Genomic DNA, 21,005 nt, shown 5'->3' on the forward strand with positions numbered 1-21,005 from the left:
AAAGACTTACCGCTCGGTCGGATACAAGGCCGCAATCATATCCACTTCTATCGGCGCGTTTTTCGGCAACTGGTAAACACCGACGGTCGTTCGTGTGTGCTTCCCGGCTTCACCCAACACATGCGTAAAGACGTCGGACGCGCCGTTGGCCACCTCGCTGAGGTCCACAAAGTCGAACGTGGATTTCACGTAGACGGTGATGCGCAGCAGTGCCTTGACGTTATCCAGTGAACCGATGGCCTCACGGATCAGTGCAAGCCCACGGATCGCGCTGATACCCGCGGCCTCTTGGGCATCGGCCAGGTTGAGTTCCAGCCCCACTCGGCCGGGGTACTGGATTTTGCCGTTCATTCGCGGCACCAGCCCGCTGACATACAGTTCGTCATCGTGCCGGATCAGCGGCGCGTAATGCCCGCCGGCAGAGTTCTCGTCGTAGATATCAAAGCCGAGTTCTTTCGCCATCGCGAGGAAGCGCTCGTCGCGACTCATTTGATTACTCATTAACCGAACCCTCTTAATCAATCATGCATACGCGCAGGTGATGGTAGAGAGAGATGCGTGTCTTGATCAGGGCAACTTCGTATAAGATCCAACAAACTTTACTGCCAGGGAGACCAGTAAAATGCAGCGCGCCGTCATCGCCGCCATCGAGTTCCAGCCAGGAGTGCCGCTGGTGCAGCAGATCGTCGATCAGTTGTCTGCGGCCATCAGCCAGGGAGGCCTGCCTAACGGGGCCAAGTTGCCGCCGATTCGCGAACTCTCCGAGTTGATGAACGTCGGTAAATCCACGGTGGTCGACGCCCTCGACCGCTTGCGGGCCAAGGGGCTGGTGGTCTCACGCCAAGGTTCGGGGCATTACATCCATCGCCCGAGCCCCTCTCCCCAACACGCAGCGGCCCCAAATCTACAACCCCAAGACACGCTCAGCCGGGTCCGCCGCGCAATGCTGCTGGACAACGGTGCGCTGCGTCCCGGCTGCGGATTTCTGCCAGCCTCGTGGCTGCCCGCCGACGAACTGCTCAAAGCCGTGCGCAGCACCCTTCGCGCGACCGCGCTGCGCATGGGCGAATATGGCGAGGTCGGTGGTTACCTCCCGCTGCGCGAGGCGTTGCGGGTCAAGCTGTCGACCGTCGGCATCGAGGTGCCAGTGGCGCAGATCATCACCACCGCCAACACCGTACAGGCCATCGACCTGCTGATGCGCCTGTTGATAAAACCCGGCGACACCGTGCTGCTCGACGATCCGTGTTATTTCAACATGCACACCAACCTGGCGTTGCACGGCGCCAAGGTCATCACCATCGCCCGCGATTGCGACGGCCTGGATCTGGAAGCCTTCGAGCAATTGCTGATCGCCCATCGCCCCGTGCTGTACATGACCAACAGCACGCTGCACAACCCGACCGGGCACTCGTTCTCCGCCGCCCAGGTATATCGCTTGCTGGAGCTGAGCCACCGTTACGGCGTCCACATCCTCGAAGATGACTTGTATGGCGACATCCAGCAAAGACGCACCCCGCGCCTGGCCGCGAGCGGTCTGGACAATGTCAGTTACGTCTCCGGTTTCTCCAAGACCCTGACCGCCAACAGCCGGGTCAGCTATACCGCGCTATCGCCACAATTGGCCGCACGACTGATCACTTTGAAGATAGCCTGCGGCGGCGTGACCTCGGAACTGGCGGAGCAGATCACCTGCACCATGCTCAGTAACGGCAGCTACGCCAAACACACCCGGCGCACGGTTGATCGCCTGTATGAATCGAGCAGTCGCGTGACGAAATGGCTGACAGAGGCTGGATGCTCGGTGTCATCGATACCGGGTGAAGGGCTGTTCATCTGGACACGACTGCCCGAAGGACTGCATGCCGAAACGCTGGCCAGCAAAGGCCTTGAAAACGATCTGGTCCTGGCGCCTGGCACTCTGTTGAGCAAAGCCGCTGATGCCAGCAGCTTCCTGCGTTTCAACGTGGCACACAGCGATAGCCCGCAGGTGCGCGAGCGGTTTTTCCGGCTGCTTGATCGCTGAGGTTTGCTGAGGCCATTAGTCCAAGATCAAAAGATCGCAGCCTCGTTTCACTCGACAGCTCCTACAGGGAGTACGCATTCCAATGTAGGAGCTGTCGAGTGAAACGAGGCTGCGATCTTTTGCTGTTCCAACAAAAAGCCCCACCCTTCTCTCGAAGGGCGGGGCTTTTATTTACAGCATCCGACGCTTAAGGCGCGTACGTCAGCAACAACTCGCTCGGCACTTTGAAGTCCAGGGACATCATCACGCTCAACGCGGTAATGGTGAAGATCGAGAACACGAACAGCTTGCGTGCCCAGACCGTGTCATCCACTGCCTTGTAGCCGGTCCAGGCCATGTACAACCAGTACATGCCCATGGCCGCGGCGACGGCGAGGTAGCTCATGCCGGCGTAGCCGCTGAAGGTCAGCATCAAGGTCGCCACGAGGAACGCCAGGATGTAGAGCAGGATGTGCTTCTTGGCCACCTGGATTCCGCGCTTCACAGGCAGCACCGGAATCGATGCGGCCAGGTAATCGTTGAAGCGGAAGATCGCGATGGCGTAGGAATGCGGCATCTGCCACAGGCTGAACATCACCAGCAGCGTCAGTGCGGCCATGTCGAAGCTGTTGGTCACAGCCACGTAGCCAATCACCGGCGGCATTGCGCCCGACAGACTGCCCACCAGCGTGCCGTGAACCGACTTGCGCTTGAGGTACAGGCTGTAGAAGCCGACGTAGATGACAAAGCCGATCACCGCGAACAACGCGGCCAACGGGTTGGCCACTTTGTACAACAGTGCAACGCCGAAAACACCCAGGACGGTCGCAAAAGCCAGGGCCAGTTTCAGGGAGATCAAGCCCTGGACCAGCGCCCGGTTTTTGGTGCGTTCCATCTTCAGGTCGATGTCGCGGTCGATGCAGTTGTTGAACACGCAACCGGAAGCCACTACCAGGGAGGTGCCGATCATTGCGGCCAGGAAAATGGCCAGATCGACATGCCCTTTCGAGGCCAGGAAAAATCCGCCTGCCACAGAAAGCACGTTACCGAAAATGATCCCCGGTTTGGTGATTTGGATAAAGTGCTTCAAGGACATCCGGATTTACCTCAGTGCGCCATCATGTTGGTGTGGATGCTGAACATGATCCACAGCGACAGGCCAACCAGCAGGACAATCACGATGGCGGCGAAAACAAACGCAATCACGTTGTTACGCTGCGCGGCCGAACGGTCCAGGTGGAGGAAGTACACCAGGTGCACCAGCACCTGGATCACTGCGAAGGCCAGTACGATCCACAGGGTCATGGCTTTCGGCAGCGATGGGTACATCACCAGGCCGAAAGGAATGACGGTCAGGATCACCGACAGAATGAAACCGATAGCGTAAGACTTGACGCTGCCGTGGCCGGCGTCGTGGCTATCGTGGGAATGAGCGTTAGCCATTTACATAGTCCCCATCAGATAAACAACGGTGAATACGCAGATCCACACCACGTCCAGGAAGTGCCAGAACAGGCTCAGGCAGCTCAGACGGGTCTTGTTGGTCGCCGTCAGGCCGTTTTTCTGCACCTGGTACATCATGATCGCCATCCAGATCAGACCACTGGTCACATGCAGACCGTGGGTGCCGACCAGGGTGAAGAACCCGGACAGGAAGCCGCTGCGGCTAGGGCCGTAACCTTCGGCGATCAAGATGTGGAACTCGTTGATCTCCATGGCGATAAAGCCGGCGCCCAGCAGGAAGGTCATGCCCAACCAGCCCAGGACCTGATTCTTCTTGCCCTTGAACAACGCCAGCATGGCGAAGCCGTAGGTGATCGAACTGAAAAGCAGCAGAGCGGTTTCGCCCAGTACGTATGGCAGTTCGAAGATGTCGTGGCCCGACGGGCCACCCGCTACGTTGTTAACCAGTACCGCGTAGACCGCGAAGATCGACGCAAACAGGATGCAGTCGGTCATCAGGTAGAGCCAGAAACCGAATACGGTCATCTCGCCCGAGTCGTGGTGATGGTCATCGTGCCCATGTCCATCGACATGGGTGTGTCCAGCATTGGTCACTAAGTTCGACATGGTTTAAGCCTGTTCCAACGAGGTTTCAACACGGGTGGCGGTGGCTGGGATTTTCCCGGCCGCTACCAGACGCTTGTGCTGCTCGGCTTCGATGCGTTCGATTGTCTCGACCGGCACCATGTAGCCTTGGTCATCACGTGCAGCGTGGATCACGAAGTAAACCACGGTGCCAACCAGGCCAACGATGGCCAGCCACCAGATGTGCCAGATCATCGCGAAACCGAACACAGTCAACAGAGCGCCCATGACCACACCGGTCGCGGTGTTGTTTGGCATGTGGATCGGCTCGTACTTGGCCGGAGCCTGGTACGCGGTACCGTTTTCCTTGGCTTCGGTGAACGGGTCGATGGTTTCGGCTTTTGGCAGCACAGCGAAGTTGTAGAACGGTGGTGGCGACGAGGTCGACCATTCCAGCGTGTGGGCATTCCACGGGTCGCCGTGTTCGCACATGTTTTCCGGCTTGTTGCGATCACGCACACTCACGTAGAGCTGGATCAGCTGGCAAGCGATACCCACAGCGATCATCACCGCACCGAACATGGCGACGTACAGGTACGGCACCCACTCAGGGTTGGTGGTGGCGTTCAGACGACGGGTCATGCCCATGAAGCCCAGTGCATAGAGCGGCATGAACGCGACGAAGAAGCCCGAGATCCAGAACCAGAACGCTGCCTTGCCCCAACCTTCGTGCAGCTTGAAGCCGAACGCTTTAGGGAAGTAGAAAGCGAAGCCGGCGATGTAGCCGAATACCGCGCCGCCGATGATCACGTTGTGGAAGTGAGCGATCACGAACAGGCTGTTGTGCAGGACGAAGTCAGCACCCGGGATGGCCAGCAATACGCCGGTCATGCCGCCGATGGCGAAAGTCACCATGAAGCCCAGGGTCCACAGAACCTGGCTGGTGAAACGCAGACGGCCTTGGTAAATGGTGAACAGCCAGTTGAATAGCTTCACACCCGTCGGGATCGAAATCAGCATCGTCGCCAGACCGAAGAAGGCGTTGACGCTGGCACCCGAACCCATGGTGAAGAAGTGGTGCAGCCAGACCATGAAGCCCAGGATCGAGATCGCGCCCGATGCGTAGACCATCGAGTGGTGGCCGAACAGACGCTTGCCGGTGAAGGTCGAGATGACTTCGGAGAAGATCCCGAACGCCGGCAGAATCAGGATGTAAACCTCAGGGTGACCCCAGGCCCAGAACAGGTTGACGTACATCATCGGATTGCCACCAAGTTCATTGGTGAAAATGTGGAAATCCATGTAACGGTCAAGCGTCAGCAGTGCCAGGGTAGCGGTCAGGATAGGGAACGAAGCCACGATCAGGACGTTGGCCCAAGTGCAGGTCCAAGTGAAGATCGGCATGTCCATCAGCTTCATGCCAGGGGTACGCATTTTCAGCACGGTGGCCAGGAAGTTGACCCCCGTCAGCGTCGTACCTAACCCGGATAGCTGTAGCGCCCAGATGTAGTAATCCATCCCTACGCCAGGACTGTATTGCAGGCCCGACAGCGGCGGATAGGCAACCCAGCCGGTCTTGGCGAATTCGCCGACGCCCAGGGACAGGTTGATCAGCACCACGCCCGATACCAGCAGCCAGAAGCTCAAGGAGTTCAGGAACGGATAGGCAACGTCACGCGCGCCGATCTGCAGCGGCACTGCAAGGTTCATCAGGCCGGTGAAGAATGGCATCGCCATGAAGATGATCATGATCACACCGTGAGCGGTGAAGATCTGGTCATAGTGTTCAGGTGGCAGGTAGCCAGGCGAACCCTCGGTGGCCATGGCCAGCTGGGTACGCATCATGATGGCGTCGGCAAAACCGCGCAGCAGCATGACCATGGCGACGATGATGTACATCACGCCGATTTTCTTGTGGTCGACCGAGGTCAGCCACTCGGTCCACAAATAAGTCCACTTCTTGAAGTAGGTGATTGCAGCGAACAGCGCCAGACCGCCGAGCGCGATCATGGCGATGGTAATCATCACGATCGGTTCGTGGAACGGGACCGCTTCCCAACTTAATTTACCAAACATCGTTTACTCCTCTGCCCCGGCAGCTGAATGCGAGTTCATGTCCATTCCTTGCGTAGCGGCCACTTCTTTCTCTTTCTTCTCGTGCTTGACCTTCGGACCCGGTTTCATGCCTTCGTACTTGTCGACGATGATCTGGAACAGGTTCGGAGTGACCGAGGAGTAGAGCTCGACTGGGTTGTTCTGGCTCGGCTTGGAAAGGGCTGCGTATTCAGCTTCTTCAAGCTGTTTAGGTGCCTTTTTGACTTCACTTACCCAGGCGTCGAAATCTTCCTGGGAAGTGGCGATAGCCTTGAATTTCATGCCGGTGAAACCAGCGCCGCTGTAGTTGGCGGAGATACCGTCCATTTCAGCGTTCTGGTTGGCGATCAGGTGCAGTTTGGTCTGCATGCCGGCCATCGCGTAGATCTGGCCGCCCAGGGCCGGGATGAAGAACGAGTTCATCACGGAGTCCGAAGTCACCTTGAAGTTGATCGGCGTGTGCGCCGGGAACACGATCTTGTTGACGGTGGCGATGCCTTGCTCCGGATAGATGAACATCCACTTCCAGTCCAGCGCGACCACTTCAATGGTGATTGGCTTGACGTCGGACTCCAGCGGCTTGTAAGGATCCAGCGCGTGGGTCGACTTGTAGGTGATGTAACCCAGGGCAATGATGATCAGTACCGGGATCGTCCACACTGCGATTTCGATCTTGGTGGAGTGCGACCACTTCGGCGTGTAGACGGCGTCGGTGTTGGAGGCGCGGTATTTCCAGGCGAACAGGAAGGTCATGACGATGACCGGTACCACGACCAGAAGCATCAGCAGCGTTGCGGTGATGATCAGGTTTCGCTCATCCAGGCCAACCTGGCCCTTGGGATCGAGCAAGGTCATGTTGCAGCCTGACAGCAACAACGTGCCGAGCAGCGGCAATAAGCCTAGTAGTCTGGGGTACCTGTTTTTACTCATCTCACGACCTCTAAAGCAGCTTGCGCAATGCAGTTGGGTTTTGATCGCCAACACTTCACCCTGCCAAGGGTTGGCATTTTTCTTGGATTGAATAAGGGCTGCCCGTCGCGCGTCAGACGCTGATCGACAAATCCTGGGCTAGCGGTAAGTTCTTATTCGAATTCGTGGTCAAAGGCCTTGTTACAGACCAATTCCATTTGGTGCGGATAGTTGGAAGGCTCCGACACCTGGGAGTCGCACGAAGCATTCAGCTCCTCGACGCCCTGTTTTCCTGCTCAAGGTGAGCAGTGCCGGAATTCAGTGCGGGCGATTGTAGATACGTAGCGATCCATAAACCATGTCTCATCCCGAAATAATTTTTATCCATTCCAGCAACAATCATTAACCGTTTTTGCAAAAGTGCGGCATCTTATCGAAATTCATTCTCAACAAAAACACCAAAATTTGTAGGTCTACCGCACGCAGTTCAGACAGCTATCAGGGCTTGCGCAGACGCTTCGAGGATGCCCTAGCCCCTATCAGACAAGGGCTCTGGCGATTCGCCAGCCCCTGTTAAAACTGCCTGCTTGCGCGTGATAGCCTTTAAATCGACAGACGCCTGAGCAGGCCAATTTCGTTGTCTGGCTATGCACCAATCAGGCACCTTGAAATGCCTTGCGACAGCCTCGCTGTGACAACATGTCGCACACGTGTCGCACCCTTCGCTGCCGCACATCACTAACTTTTTACGCCGACCCTGAAATGCAAAACGCCCCGGTCCTCTTGATGAAGGACCGGGGCGTTTTTCGTTTCAGTAACGGATCGTCCGCGCGAGTGGCGGATGACCTCAGCGCAGGGCCTTGCGGTTACGCGAAGTGAGCAGCGGCACCAGCACCACGATCAGCACGAACGCCACCAGCGCCCACTGCGCCAGCGACAAACCGAGGATCGGCGGATACGGCGTGGAGCAGAAGCCATCGACCTGGAAGCCCAGCGGGAAGATCTTCGCCAGCGGCAGTCCATCGACAATCGGTTGCAGCACATCGATGCCACAACTCACTGCCGGGTAGAACTGGGTGTAGACGTGATGCCCAGCCACCCCGACGCCTGCGATGGCGCAGATGACCACCAGCGTCTCGAACACCGTGATGCTGCGACGGGTGCGCATGGCCGCGCCAATGAAGGCAAACAGCGCAATCAGCAACAGCGCATAACGTTGCAGGATGCACAGCGGGCACGGCGCCTCGCCCAGCACAATTTGCATGTACAGCGCGCCACCGATCAGCGCCAGGCAGATGATGCCCAGCAACACCAGATAGCGCCGTTCACGTCCCAACCGCATCGTTTCCTCGCTCATCGCGTTTCCCTTGTAAAGATCGATTGCCCGGAAGTCTACACGCAGGCTCCAACCTTTGAGAGCCCGGTGCGTTCCGGTGGTGATCGGGGAATAGACGATAAACCAGTTAAGGAGGGATTAACTTTCGAAGGATTTTTACGAATCGGGACCGTGGTGAGGCCTTCGCGGGCAAGCCTCGCTCCTACAGGTTTTGTATCGGTCCGCAATCGCGCGAACAACACAAAACCTGTAGGAGCGAGGCTTGCCCGCGAAAAGGGCGACTCGGTCTCCCGAGCCGTCGCATAGCTTATTCCAACGCCGAAGCCGGCCCGAAGAACTCGTAACGGCTCTGCTTCTCCGGCACACCCAAGGCTTTCAAGTGACGCTTGATCGCCGCCATAAACCCTTTCGGCCCCAGGAAGTAAGCATCCACATCACGCTGCTCGGGCAGCCACTCACCCAATTGCTCCCGGCTCAACAACCCGACCTTGTCCGCCGCCGGGCTCACGCCGTCATCTTCGGCGTAGCAATAGAAGCGCTTGAGCTGCGGGTGACGCGCGGCCAAGCCATCGATCCAGTCGCGGAAGGCGTGAACACTGCCGTTGCGCGCGCAGTGGATAAAGTGCACCGGCCGCTCAGTCGCCAGCGCCGCTTCCAGCATCGCCAGCGTCGGGGTGATACCGACGCCGCCGCTGATCAGCACCAACGGTTTGTCACTGGCGGTCAGGGTGAACTCGCCCGATGGCGGGAACAGCTGAATGCTCGAGCCGACATGCAGTTGATCGTGCAAGTGGTTAGAGGCGCGGCCACCGGTCTCACGCTTGACGCTGATGCGGTATTGACCTTTGTTGGCCAGCGCCGACAACGAATAGTTACGGCGGATCTCTTCGCCATCGAGGATCAGTTTCATGCCGATGTACTGGCCCGGCTCAGCCGCCAGAATCGCGCCTTTGTCCGCAGGTTCGAAGTAGAACGAGGTGATTTCCGCGCTTTCCTCGACCTTGGCCGCGACGATGAATTCACGCGCCCCGCGCCAGCCGCCGGGGGCTTGTTCCTTTTGATCGTAGATGCTGGTTTCGGCGCCGATCAGGATATCGGCCAATTGACCGTAGGCCGCGCCCCAGGCACTCATCACTTCAGGGGTGGCGATTTCGTCGCCCAGCACTTCGGAAATGGCGCGCAGCAGGCAATTGCCGACAATCGGGTAGTGTTCGGGCAGGATTTGCAGGGCCACGTGCTTGTTGATGATCTTGGCGACCAAGTCGCCCAACTGATCGAGCTGGTCGATGTGACGCGCGTACATCAAAACGCCGTTGGCCAAGGCGCGAGGCTGATCACCGCTGGCCTGGTGGGCCTGGTTGAACAGCGGACGGACTTCCGGGTATTCGGAGAGCATCATGCGGTAGAAGTGAGTGATCAGCGCTTCGCCACCGCTTTCCAGCAGCGGCACGGTGGATTTGACGATGGCACGGTCTTGAACGCTAAGCATAAAGTGACTCCTGGGCTACTTGGGTTACTAACTGATTGGCCTAGACTTATCACTTTCCATGCCAGAAATTTAAACGTTTAAAATCAATATCTTATAAACAAGATAGTCATATCGACACACACTGCCTTATAGTCATACCGACTACACGGAGTCACTATGACTGCAAAATCTCTGCTCACCGCCCTACTGCCGCTGGTCTCCGACCTGTCCCGCGAACTGCCCGAAGGCGAGCGCTATCGACGCCTGCTCGAAGCCATGCGCGCCCTGCTCCCCTGCGATGCCGCCGCCCTGCTGCGCCTGGATGGCGAATGGCTGGTGCCGCTCGCCGTCGACGGGTTGAGCACCGACACCTTGGGCCGGCGTTTCAAAGTCAACGAACACCCACGCTTCGAGGCGTTGCTCAGCAGCCACGGCCCGACCCGGTTCGCCGCCGACAGCGACTTGCCTGATCCTTACGACGGTTTGGTCGACGGTCTCGACGAGCATCTGGAAGTCCACGACTGCATGGGCTGCCCGCTGTTTATCGACGAGCGACCGTGGGGTTTGCTGACCCTCGACGCCCTCGACCCGGAACAATTCGAACCCATCGAACTGGACGCCCTGCAAGCCTTCGCCAGCCTCGCGGCGGCCACCGTCAACGCCGCCGAGCGCATCGAGCGCCTGGCCAATCGCGCCGAAGACGAACATCAGCGCGCCGAGGTCTACCGTCAGGCCAGCGGCCAGCAGAACCGCGAGATGATCGGCCAGAGCAAGGCGCATAAACGCCTGGTGGAAGAGATCAACCTGGTGGGCGGCAGCGACCTGACCGTGCTGATCACCGGCGAAACCGGGGTCGGCAAGGAACTGGTGGCGCAGGCGATTCACGCCGCCTCGCCTCGGGCCGACAAACCGATCATCAGCCTCAATTGCGCCGCCCTGCCGGACACATTGGTGGAAAGCGAATTGTTCGGCCATGTGCGCGGCGCGTTCACTGGCGCCACGAACGATCGACGCGGCAAGTTCGAACTGGCCAATGGCGGCACATTGTTTCTCGATGAAGTCGGCGAACTGTCGCTGACCGTGCAAGCCAAGTTGTTGCGGGTGCTGCAAAGCGGTCAGTTGCAGCGCCTGGGGTCGGATAAAGAGCATCAAGTCGACGTGCGGCTGATCGCGGCGACCAACCGCGACCTGGCCGAAGAAGTGCGCAGCGGCCGCTACCGTGCTGACTTCTACCATCGCCTGAGTGTTTACCCGCTGCTGGTGCCTGCCCTGCGTGATCGCGGGCGCGATGTGTTGCTGCTCAGCGGTTATTTCCTGGAACAGAACCGCTCGCGGATGGGCCTTAATAGCCTGCGCCTGAACAGCGACGCGCAAGCGGCACTGCTGGCGTATGGTTGGCCGGGGAATGTGCGGGAGCTGGAGCACTTGATTGGTCGCAGCGCGTTGAAAGCGTTGGGCAACTGCAAGGAACGGCCGAAGATTCTCAGTTTGAGTGCGGCGGATCTGGATTTGCCCACTGGCAGCGTCGAAATCGCCGCCACCGAGCAACCGGCGGCCAGCCCTGCTGTTTTGGTCGCGGGAGATTTGCGTGAGGCCACCGAAAATTATCAGCGACAATTGATCAGCGCTTGCCTGGAACGGCATCACGACAACTGGGCGAGCGCGGCCCGTGAGCTGGGCCTGGACCGGGCGAATCTCGGGCGGATGGCCAAGCGGCTGGGGATGAAGTAGCGCCCCCTGTGGCGAGGGAGCTTGCTCCCGCTGGAGTGCGAAGCGCTCCCAAATCAGACGACGCGTTTTGTCGGGCAATCCGCAGGCGCAGGTTTTGCGACTGCTGCGCAGCCGAGCGGGAGCAAGCTCCCTCGCCACAGGGGATCACCGTTTGGCTGCCAATGGGTATTTAGCCTAAAGCCTGCCCCCAACAAGTCGATAACCCGGCATCAATAGCTTTTGGCGACTTTTTATTCGCCGATCACCTTTTTCCACAGAAGGTTTTTATGTCCACCACCAAAGCCCGCGCAGACTCACTTTCGCTTCTGCTGTTTACCTTGCGCAGCGGCAAGCTGATGGCGATCAACCTGCTGAAAGTCAGCGAGATCATCCCCTGCCCGCCGCTGACCAAGCTGCCGGAGTCGCATCCCCACGTCAAAGGCATCGCCACCCTGCGCGGCGCCTCGTTGTCGGTGATCGACCTCAGCCGGGCCATCGGCGAGCGGCCGTTGGAAGACCCGAACGGTGGCTGCCTGATCGTCACCGACGTCAGCCGTTCCAAGCAGGGCCTGCACGTTCAGGCCGTGAGCAAGATCGTCCACTGCCTGACCACCGACATCCGCCCGCCGCCCTTCGGCTCCGGCGGCGTGCGTTCCTACATCACCGGCGTGACGTCGGTCGACGGCACACTGGTGCAAGTGCTGGACATCGAAAAGGTCATCCACGGCATCGCCCCGGCGCAGATCGAAATGGCGCCGACCGAACTGAGCATGGAGGACGCCGAAGTGCTGGGCAACGCGCGGATTCTGGTGGTCGACGACAGCCAGGTCGCGCTGCAGCAATCGGTGCACACCCTGCGCAACCTCGGCCTGCAATGCCACACCGCCCGCAGTGCCAAGGAAGCCATCGACTGCCTGCTGGACCTGCAAGGCACGGCGCAGCAGATCAACCTGATCGTCTCAGACATCGAAATGTCGGAGATGGACGGCTATGCCTTCACCCGCACCCTGCGCGAGACGCCGGACTTCTCGCACCTTTATGTGCTGCTGCACACGTCGCTGGACAGTGCGATGAACAGCGAGAAAGCGCGCCTGGCCGGAGCCAACGCGGTGCTGACCAAGTTCTCCTCACCGGAACTGACCCGATGCCTGATCGAGGCGGCCAAGGCCGTCGCCGAACAAGGTCACTGAGTCTTGGCCGAGCAATTCTGCTTTTTGTTGCGGCGCAACCTTGCTGAGGTTGTGCCCGCGATCACCTGGCCCGAGGGAATAGTCCTCGTCGAATACCGCCCCGAACTGGCTGAAGCCGTTCATCACTTGATGGAACAGGGGTATAGAGAGGGCGGTGGTCGTGTGCCGGCACTGGATGTCTGGCAACAGCGATTTGAGACCGATCCGGAATACGATCCGAGCCTGTGTTTCGTTGCGCTGGATGGCGGAAACATCGTCGGTGTTTGCCAGTGCTGGACCAGCGCGTACATCAAGAGTTTGGTGGTGCATCCACAGGCTCAGGGCCTCGGATTGGGTCGTGCGTTGCTGCTGCATGCTTTCAAGGTGTTTCAGGATCGCCGCGAAGGCTTTGTGGATTTGAAGGTATTGGAAGACAACCTTCGGGCGCAGCGGCTGTATGAAAGTGCCGGGATGTATGTGGTCCGCCGAGAGCCGGTCCCCTTCTGATACACCGCCATCGCGAGCAGGCTCGCTCCCACAAGGGTCTGGTGAACACTACAAATCCATTGTGGGAGCCAGCCTGCTGGCGATGAGGCCGACACATTCAACCCAACACCATCAGGCATACTCCCCCCCTCGGCCAACTCACCGCCCAAGGATGCCAGCCCCATGAAAACCGCCACCCTGACCTTCCTCTGCCTTACCGCCCTCGCCACCCAGGCCCACGCCTCCAGCCCTGACGCCTGGGCTGCCTACGACAAAGCCGTGCTCGCCAGCTGCAGCAAAGCGAGCGGCCTGAAAAACGCCAAACCCGTCGGTAACGCCGCGCAATTCGACGACCGGGTCGGCTACACCGCGCTCCTGCTGCAAGGCCAATACCCGCAAAAACACATGAAAGGCCAGCAAGGCACCGAGCTGTGCCTCTACAACAAAAAGACCAAAACCGCCTACGTGACCGAGTGGGACTCCATCCGCCCCACCGCCAAAGCCCAGTGAATGGCGCATAACTTGCTTCGAAACGTGCTTTCGCGGTGTCTTTCTGGCGCCGTTTCATGCCTTAGGAAGCGACCTGCCGCTCAATGAATACGACTTTTTCCTGCGTAGGTTGCGGCAAATGCTGCAACGACCACCACGTGCCCCTGACCCTGGCCGAAGCCCGCATGTGGGCGGCCGACGGCGGTCAGGTGATCGTGTTGGTGGAAGGTTTCCTGGGCAACGGCCTGGGCCTGCCCGTGCAGCAACGCGAACACGCCGAACGCCGTTCAGTGGTGGTTCGAAGCGGCACGTCGGAGGCGTACGTGGCGATCACCTTCGCCGCCTACAACGTCGGCCCCTGCCGGAATCTTGACGAAGACAACCTCTGCCGCATCTACGAACGCCGCCCGCTGGTGTGCCGCATCTACCCAATGGAAATCAATCCGCACATTGCGCTGAACACGGCAGTGAAGGAATGCCCGCCCGAATCGTGGGAACAGGGTCCCGACTTGATCATCGGCGGTGAGCTGGTGGATCAGGAACTGGCAGGATTGATCCAGCGTTCACGTCAGGCAGATCGCGATGACATTCAGACCAAGGATGCGATTTGCGGGTTGCTGGGGATTCGGACTACAGCGCTGAAGGGGGATGGGTTTACGGCTTATCTGCCGGATATGAATGCGTTTGCCATGGTTATTGATCAGCTTGCCGGTCAGCCGCTGGCGGGCTCAGACAGTGAATGGCAGTTCCATGTGTCGGGCGACGATATCGCCGGACAAGTGCTGGCGGCTGGAGCGCAAGTGGCGACTGAAGCGCCGGTGAACTATGCGTTTATATCGTTGCGGGCGGCTTGATCCTGAAGATGTATCGCCTGTTATTGCCTCATCGCGAGCAGGCTCGCTCCCACAGGGGATCCTCGTCGTACACAAAATCTGTGTCTTGAGGAGATCAAATGTGGGAGCGAGCCTGTTCGCGATGGCGATGGATCAGGCACCGCAGAAATAGAAACTCAGCGCTTACCCATCGACCGACGAGTCCCAGGAGGCGCCGCCCCAGGCGTCTTGGTATGGCCATTCTTCGCGCCATTCTTGTACCAAGGCTGGCTGGCGTTCTTCGCGGCGGCCAGATCACCCGGTTTGAACGGGAATTTGAACGCCGGGATCGCGGCTTTGGATTCGCTGTCTGCGCTGGAGTCGACGCTGTCTGGCAGGTCTGCCTGGTCGTCGCTCAAAGCGTCGGCAACCGGCGGTTGTGTCGGGGAAGTCATGAAAGCTCCGGGGTGATGCAAAAAGTCGGGCCCGGTCAGCGAGCCGCGAAAGGCGGCAGTATACCTGTGTCCAGAGCCGCAAGCTTCACACTGCAAGCGAGTCCGTCGGGTTTTGTGTCCACTGACACACCGCCTTCGCGAGCAAGCCCGCTCCCACAAGAACACCGCAGTACCTGTGGGAGCGGGCTTGCTCGCGAAGAACGAAACCGCGGTTTACCAGACCAAACGCAATCTAAGCCGGAAGCTCAACCCTATCCAACACCCGATTCACCGCCAACTCCGCCAGCATGATGACCTGCTGAATCGCCATCAGCGTATGCCGCTGCGGCCCCTCCAGACTCATCGCAAAATCACTGCTCATCACACTCGCCGACGCCAAAGACTCACAGGCATGGGCCAACAGACTTTCAGAATCAACCTCAGGGGCGACCACAAACATCGTGCTCGGGCGACGCGGTTTTGCCCTGTAGCGCTCGGGGGGATCGAGGTAGTAATCGAGCGCGCGTTTTATGGCTTCGTGGTCTTTGATCAGCGATTCGGCCTGGGTGGTCTCTTCGCGGGGAGTGGTGGTGTCGATGGGTGGATCGGGGATTAACTTATCCATGCAAACTCCTACTGAAATGGGTGCCACCATTCGCCGGATCTCAAGCGGCGAAGAGGTGGCAGCTATGTGCAGTGTGAGATCACCGGTAGTAGGCACCCGGCCAGACCGAAGTCTGCCCGCACACAGCCGCCATAACGCATTTACAGGCAGCGGATAAGCTGGCGCCAATTATGGTGACATTGGCGCTAGATGCATACTAGTTGCCGGGGATCTCACGCCCGGTCGCTGAATTTGCAGCGACAGCCACAGGTTAGAGAACACGCTTCCTACCCGGCAACCTGAAAAATGCGTGGGAAAACACTGTGTTTCTTACACATCTTTCAACACACAAAAATGGAACGCGGAGCGTCCCGGGCGGCATTCCCACGCGGAGCATGGGAACGATCAATCGAGGCAACGGGAAGAGATTGGTTGACTGTCAGTCCGCCATCGCTGGCAGGCCAGCTCCCACAGGGGGTTGGTGTACATCTGCAAGAAATTGGTCGGCTGTCAGGCCGCCATCGCTGGCAAGCCAGCTCCCACAGGGTTTGGTGTACATCGGCTAGAGACTGGTCGGCTGTCAGGCCGCCATCGCTGGCAAGCCAGCTCCCACAGGGTTTGGTGTACATCGGCTAGAGACTGGTCGGCTGTCAGGCCGCCATCGCTGGCAAGCCAGCTCCCACAGGAATCGGCGTGTACCGCTCGCTTCTCACCACTCATCAGGCCGAGCGTTAGCTCGCCTGCAGCTTTTGATCTTGATCCACCCGCCCCTTCGGGAGGCTGAGTGGAGGTGTTCATCCGGGGAGTGGCGCGTAGCGCCGTTCGACGCAGTCGAACACGCTGCATGTAGGTCGTCGCGAAGCAGACCGGAGGGCAGTGTCCCCGGATGGATACCGGAGCGAAGGAACGCCGAGCCTTAGCGAGGGGCCGGACGCTTGGGGCGAGCGTTTTTTTGCTTACTTTTTTTAGGCGCTTGTAAAAAAAGTGAGTCGCCGTAAGGGCGAAACCCTAAGTGGCCGTTACCGCAGGAATGGATATGTACCCGATCAACCACAACATGGTCGGCCCACAGGCCGCCAAGCCCAAACTGACAGCGCCGTCAGTTAGCAGTCACCTTCCTGACCAGCGAACAGGTTTATAAAGGAGGGTATAAACCTGACCCGACTCCCGACCACATAGCCCGGCGCCCCACTCGCATGCGAATTCAGAAAAAAACCGCCTTGATCGCAGGTCTGCTGATTGCCCTGGCAGCGGGAGGCGCGTGGTACGCCACCAAACCCGCCACCGCCAAACTCGCCGCGCCCACGGCAATCCCGGTCCGGGTGGTCAGCGTCACCGAAAAAGACGTCCCCCGCTATGTCAGCGGCATCGGCTCGGTCCTGTCCCTGCACAGCGTGGTGGTCCGCCCGCAAATCGACGGCATCCTCACCAAAATCCTGGTCAAAGAAGGCCAACTGGTGAAACAAGGCGACCTGCTCGCCACCATCGACGACCGCTCGATCCGTGCCAGCCTCGACCAGGCCCGGGCCCAATTGGGCGAAAGCCAGGCCCAACTGCAAGTCGCCCTGGTCAACCTCAAGCGCTACAAACTGCTGAGCGTCGACGACGGCGTATCCAAACAGACCTATGACCAGCAACAAGCCCTGGTCAACCAGCTCAAAGCCACCGCCCAAGGCAATCAAGCGTCAATCGACGCCGCTCAAGTGCAACTCTCCTACACACAGATTCGCTCCCCGGTCACCGGCCGCGTCGGTATTCGCACGGTGGACGAAGGCAACTTCCTGCGCATGACCGACACCCAGGGCCTGTTCACCGTGACGCAGATCGACCCGATCGCCGTCGAGTTCTCCCTGCCGCAACAAATGCTGCCGACCCTGCAAGGCCTGATCGGCGACCCCGAGCGTGCACAAGTGAAGGCTTACATCGGCGCCGACACCGACGGCGAAACCGGCAACCTGCTGGGCGAAGGGCATCTGACGCTGATCGACAACCAGATCAACGCCAACACCGGGACCATCCGCGCCAAGGCCGAATTCAACAATCCCGGACAGAAACTCTGGCCGGGCCTGCTGGTGACGGTAAAAATTCAGACAGCCCTGGATAAAGATGCGCTGGTGGTCCCGCCCACCGTCGTACAGCGCGGCCTCGATCAACATTTCGTGTACCGGGTCAAAGGCGACAAGGTCGAAACTGTCACCGTACAAATGGTCCACCAAGGCAGCGGCCAGGACATCATCAAAGGCGTCAAACCGGGCGATGTGCTGGTCAGCGACGGCCAATCGCGGCTCAAACCCGGCTCGACCGTGCAGGTGCTGACCGAGCCGCCGCAAGTGGTGCAATCGGAGCCCAAGCCATGAAGGGCCACGGCTCGGTCTCGGCCTGGTGCATCGATCATCCGGTGGCGACGATCCTGCTGACCTTTGCCCTGGTATTGCTCGGCGTTATCGCTTTCCCGCGCCTGCCCATCGCGCCGCTGCCGGAAGCCGAATTCCCGACCATCCAGGTCGCCGCGCAACTGCCCGGTGCCAGCCCCGAAACCATGGCGTCATCGGTGGCCACGCCGCTTGAAGTGCAATTCAGCGCCATCCCCGGCGTGACCCAGATGACCTCGAGCAGCGCCCTCGGCTCGACCAACCTGACCCTGCAATTCACCCTCGATAAAAGCATCGACACCGCCGCCCAGGAAGTGCAGGCCGCGATCAACACCGCCGCCGGTAAACTGCCCAAGGACATGCCGAACCTGCCGACGTGGCGCAAGGTCAACCCGGCCGATAGCCCGGTGCTGATCCTCAGCGTCAACTCGACGCAAATGCCCGGCACGGAACTCAGCGACCTGGTGGAAACCCTGCTCTCGCGTCAGATCAGTCAGATCGACGGCGTAGGCCAAATCAACATCACCGGTCAGCAACGTCCGGCTATCCGCGTTCAAGCCTCGGCGGACAAAATCGCGGCTATTGGCCTGACGCTGGCGGACATTCGCCTGGCGATCCAGCAGGCCAGCCTCAACCTGGCCAAAGGTGCGTTGTACGGTGAGTCGAGCATTTCCACGCTGTCGACCAACGATCAGCTGTTCCATCCCGAGGAATACAGCCAGCTCATCGTTTCCTACAAGGACGGTGCCCCGGTTCACCTCAAGGATGTCGCTAAAGTCGTCAACGGTTCAGAAAATGCCTACGTTCAGGCGTGGGCCGGTGATCAACCCGGGGTGAACCTGGTGATTTCCCGGCAACCGGGCGCCAACATCGTTGAAACCGTGGACCGCATCCAGGCCGCCCTGCCCGGCCTCGAAGCCATGCTGCCGGCCTCGGTGCAGGTCAAGGTGCTGGTCGACCGCACCCAAACCATTCGCGCCTCGCTGCATGAAGTGGAAGTCACCCTGCTGATCGCGATCATGCTGGTGGTGGCGGTGATGGCGCTGTTCCTGCGTCAGTGGTCGGCAACGCTGATCGTATCCGCGGTGCTCGGCGTGTCGCTGACCGCCAGTTTCGCCCTGATGTACATCATGGGCTTCAGCCTGAACAACCTGACGCTGGTGGCGATCGTGGTGGCCGTGGGGTTTGTGGTCGACGATGCGATCGTGGTGGTGGAGAACATTCACCGTCACCTGGAGGCTGGCGACGGCATGCGCGAGGCGGCGATCAAGGGCGCCGGCGAGATTGGCTTTACCGTGGTCTCGATCAGTTTCTCGCTGGTGGCGGCGTTTATCCCGCTGCTGTTTATGGGTGGCGTGGTCGGGCGACTGTTCAAGGAATTCGCCCTGACTGCCACGTCGACCATCATGATTTCGGTGGTGGTCTCGCTGACGTTGGCACCAACTCTTGCCGCGCTGTTCATGCGTGCGCCGGTGCATCACGCCCACAGCAAACCTACATTTGGCGATCGCTTGCTGGCAGGCTATGAAAAACTTCTGCGCCGCGCCCTCTCCCATCAAAAGCTGATGATCAGCGTTTTCTTTCTGTCTTTGGGACTGGCGGTCGCCGGTTACATCTTTATCCCCAAAGGGTTCTTCCCGGTGCAGGACACCGGGTTTGTCCTCGGCACCACCGAGGCTGCCGCCGATATTTCCTACGGCGACATGGTGAAAAAACACCTGGCGATGGCCGAAATCGTTGCGGCGGACCCTGCGGTCGCGGCGTTTTCCCACTCGGTCGGCGTCTCGGGCAGTAACCAGACCATCGCCAACGGCCGCTTCTGGATTTCCCTGAAAAAACGCGGCGACCGCGACGTCTCGGCCAGCCAGTTCATCGACCGGATTCGTCCGCAACTGATGAAAGTCCCGGGCATCGTGCTCTATTTGCGCGCCGGCCAGGACATCAACCTCAGCTCCGGCCCGAGCCGCGCGCAATACCAATACGTACTCAAGAGCAACGACGGCGCGACCCTCAGCACCTGGACCCAGCGCCTCACGGAAAAACTGCGCGCCAACCCGGCGTTCCGCGACATTTCCAACGACCTGCAACTGGGCGGCAGCATCACCCACATCAGCATCGACCGCAGCGCCGCCGCGCGTTTCGGCCTGACCGCCAGCGACGTCGATGAAGCGCTGTACGACGCGTTTGGCCAGCGGCAAATCAACGAGTTCCAGACCCAGATCAACCAGTACAACGTGATTCTGGAACTGGACACCAAGCAACGCGGCAAGGCCGAAAGCCTCAACTATTTCTACCTGCGCTCGCCCCTGAGCGGAGAAATGGTGCCACTGTCGGCGCTGGCCAAATTCGATGCGCCAACGGTCGGCCCGCTGTCCATCGCCCATGACGGCATGTTCCCGGCCGCCAACCTTTCGTTCAACCTCGCGCCCGGCGTGGCGTTGGGCGATGCGGTGATCATGCTCAACCAGGCCAAGGCCGAGATCGGCATGCCAGCGGCCATGAGCGGCAACTTCCAGGGCGCGGCGCAAGCGTTCCAGAGTTCCCTGGCCAGCCAGCCGTGGTTGATCCTGGCGGCGCTAGTGGCGGTGTACATCATTCTCGGCGTGCTCTACGAGAGCTTCGTGCATCCGCTGACCATCATCTCGACCCTGCCGTCGGCAGGCCTCGGCGCGGTGATCATGCTGTGGATTTGCGGGCAGGACTTTTCGATCATGGCGTTGATCGGGCTGGTGTTGCTGATCGGCATCGTGAAGAAGAACGGCATTTTGATGATCGACTTCGCGCTGGAAGCTCAGCGCAAAGGTGGATTGCCGCCGGAAGAGGCGATCTACCAGGCCTGTATCACGCGATTCCGGCCAATCATCATGACCACCCTCGCCGCCCTACTCGGCGCGCTGCCGCTGATGTTCGGCTACGGCGCTGGCGCCGAACTGCGCCAGCCATTGGGCATCGCGGTGGTCGGCGGCTTGCTGGTGAGCCAGGCGCTGACGCTGTTTACCACTCCGGTCATATACTTGTGGCTGGAGCGGCTTTTCCATAAGCCCAAACCCGCACCGATGCCGGCGCTGGCAACCACAGACTGAGGCGGG

Annotated in this window: 18 protein-coding genes; 8 read left to right on the top strand and 10 right to left on the bottom strand. The window is 59.6% G+C overall.

All coding sequences use genetic code 11. The features are described from left to right. Nucleotides 1–6: 6 nt before the first annotated feature. Nucleotides 7–501, bottom strand: coding sequence for a RidA family protein (locus ACA060_RS23695; RefSeq protein WP_497313580.1), 495 nt, complete (start codon nt 499–501; stop codon nt 7–9). 121 nt (nt 502–622) lie between these two features. On the opposite strand from ACA060_RS23695, the gene ACA060_RS23700 reads away from it, so the two are divergent. Continuing rightward, nucleotides 623–2,026, top strand: coding sequence for an aminotransferase-like domain-containing protein (locus ACA060_RS23700; protein WP_497313582.1), 1,404 nt, complete (start codon nt 623–625; stop codon nt 2,024–2,026). 187 nt (nt 2,027–2,213) lie between these two features. On the opposite strand, the gene cyoE is transcribed toward ACA060_RS23700, so the two are convergent. The 7 genes from cyoE to hmpA form a co-directional block, all read right to left on the bottom strand. Further along, complete coding sequence (gene cyoE / locus ACA060_RS23705; protein WP_497313584.1) at nt 2,214–3,101, bottom strand: heme o synthase; 888 nt, start codon at nt 3,099–3,101, stop codon at nt 2,214–2,216. Between the two features lie 11 nt (nt 3,102–3,112). After that, a complete protein-coding gene (cyoD, locus tag ACA060_RS23710; protein WP_096481055.1) occupies nt 3,113–3,448 on the bottom strand; it encodes a cytochrome o ubiquinol oxidase subunit IV in 336 nt (111 codons plus the stop codon). Continuing rightward, entirely contained in the window at nt 3,449–4,075 is a 627-nt protein-coding gene (locus ACA060_RS23715; protein WP_109634674.1) for a cytochrome o ubiquinol oxidase subunit III, read from the bottom strand. It lies immediately after the preceding gene. Nucleotides 4,076–4,078: 3 nt separating this feature from the next. After that, entirely contained in the window at nt 4,079–6,109 is a 2,031-nt protein-coding gene (cyoB, locus tag ACA060_RS23720) for a cytochrome o ubiquinol oxidase subunit I (RefSeq protein WP_109634676.1), read from the bottom strand. 3 nt (nt 6,110–6,112) lie between these two features. Then, nucleotides 6,113–7,057, bottom strand: coding sequence for a ubiquinol oxidase subunit II (gene cyoA / locus ACA060_RS23725; RefSeq protein WP_497313587.1), 945 nt, complete (start codon nt 7,055–7,057; stop codon nt 6,113–6,115). 826 nt (nt 7,058–7,883) lie between these two features. After that, the gene (locus tag ACA060_RS23730) at nt 7,884–8,393 is read right to left on the bottom strand and encodes a disulfide bond formation protein B (RefSeq protein WP_497313589.1); all 510 of its coding nucleotides are present in this window, start codon (nt 8,391–8,393) and stop codon (nt 7,884–7,886) included. A gap of 286 nt (nt 8,394–8,679) precedes the next feature. Next, nucleotides 8,680–9,861, bottom strand: coding sequence for an NO-inducible flavohemoprotein (hmpA, locus tag ACA060_RS23735; RefSeq protein WP_497313591.1), 1,182 nt, complete (start codon nt 9,859–9,861; stop codon nt 8,680–8,682). Between the two features lie 156 nt (nt 9,862–10,017). Between hmpA and norR the strand changes: the two genes are divergently transcribed. The 5 genes from norR (at nt 10,018) to ACA060_RS23760 (ending at nt 14,548) form a co-directional block, all read left to right on the top strand. Continuing rightward, nucleotides 10,018–11,571, top strand: a complete 1,554-nt coding sequence (gene norR, locus ACA060_RS23740; protein ID WP_497313593.1) for a nitric oxide reductase transcriptional regulator NorR — start codon at nt 10,018–10,020, stop codon at nt 11,569–11,571. Nucleotides 11,572–11,837: 266 nt separating this feature from the next. Next, the gene (locus tag ACA060_RS23745) at nt 11,838–12,740 is read left to right on the top strand and encodes a chemotaxis protein CheV (RefSeq protein WP_010458072.1); all 903 of its coding nucleotides are present in this window, start codon (nt 11,838–11,840) and stop codon (nt 12,738–12,740) included. A 27-nt stretch (nt 12,741–12,767) separates the two neighbouring features. Then, a complete protein-coding gene (locus tag ACA060_RS23750) occupies nt 12,768–13,226 on the top strand; it encodes a GNAT family N-acetyltransferase (protein WP_497318340.1) in 459 nt (152 codons plus the stop codon). A gap of 162 nt (nt 13,227–13,388) precedes the next feature. Beyond that, complete coding sequence (locus ACA060_RS23755) at nt 13,389–13,715, top strand: hypothetical protein (protein ID WP_109634685.1); 327 nt, start codon at nt 13,389–13,391, stop codon at nt 13,713–13,715. Between the two features lie 83 nt (nt 13,716–13,798). Further along, nucleotides 13,799–14,548 (top strand): YkgJ family cysteine cluster protein, encoded by a 750-nt coding sequence (locus ACA060_RS23760; protein ID WP_109636219.1) that lies wholly within the window; start codon nt 13,799–13,801, stop codon nt 14,546–14,548. Nucleotides 14,549–14,703: 155 nt separating this feature from the next. Here ACA060_RS23760 and ACA060_RS23765 read toward each other — a convergent pair whose 3' ends face one another. Next, entirely contained in the window at nt 14,704–14,961 is a 258-nt protein-coding gene (locus ACA060_RS23765; protein WP_109634687.1) for a hypothetical protein, read from the bottom strand. Between the two features lie 232 nt (nt 14,962–15,193). Continuing rightward, nucleotides 15,194–15,565, bottom strand: coding sequence for a DUF6124 family protein (locus ACA060_RS23770; protein ID WP_497313596.1), 372 nt, complete (start codon nt 15,563–15,565; stop codon nt 15,194–15,196). A 1,175-nt stretch (nt 15,566–16,740) separates the two neighbouring features. Between ACA060_RS23770 and ACA060_RS23775 the strand changes: the two genes are divergently transcribed. Together ACA060_RS23775 and ACA060_RS23780 are read left to right on the top strand one after the other, a co-directional pair. Next, a complete protein-coding gene (locus ACA060_RS23775; protein WP_497313598.1) occupies nt 16,741–17,901 on the top strand; it encodes an efflux RND transporter periplasmic adaptor subunit in 1,161 nt (386 codons plus the stop codon). Further along, on the top strand, nt 17,898–20,999 hold the full coding sequence (locus ACA060_RS23780) for a multidrug efflux RND transporter permease subunit (RefSeq protein WP_497313600.1): 3,102 nt from the start codon (nt 17,898–17,900) through the stop codon (nt 20,997–20,999). Before ACA060_RS23775 ends, ACA060_RS23780 begins: the two co-directional genes overlap by 4 nt. The last annotated feature ends 6 nt before the right edge of the window (nt 21,000–21,005 follow it).

The sequence above is a fragment of the Pseudomonas sp. LBUM1671 genome, from assembly GCF_059695685.1.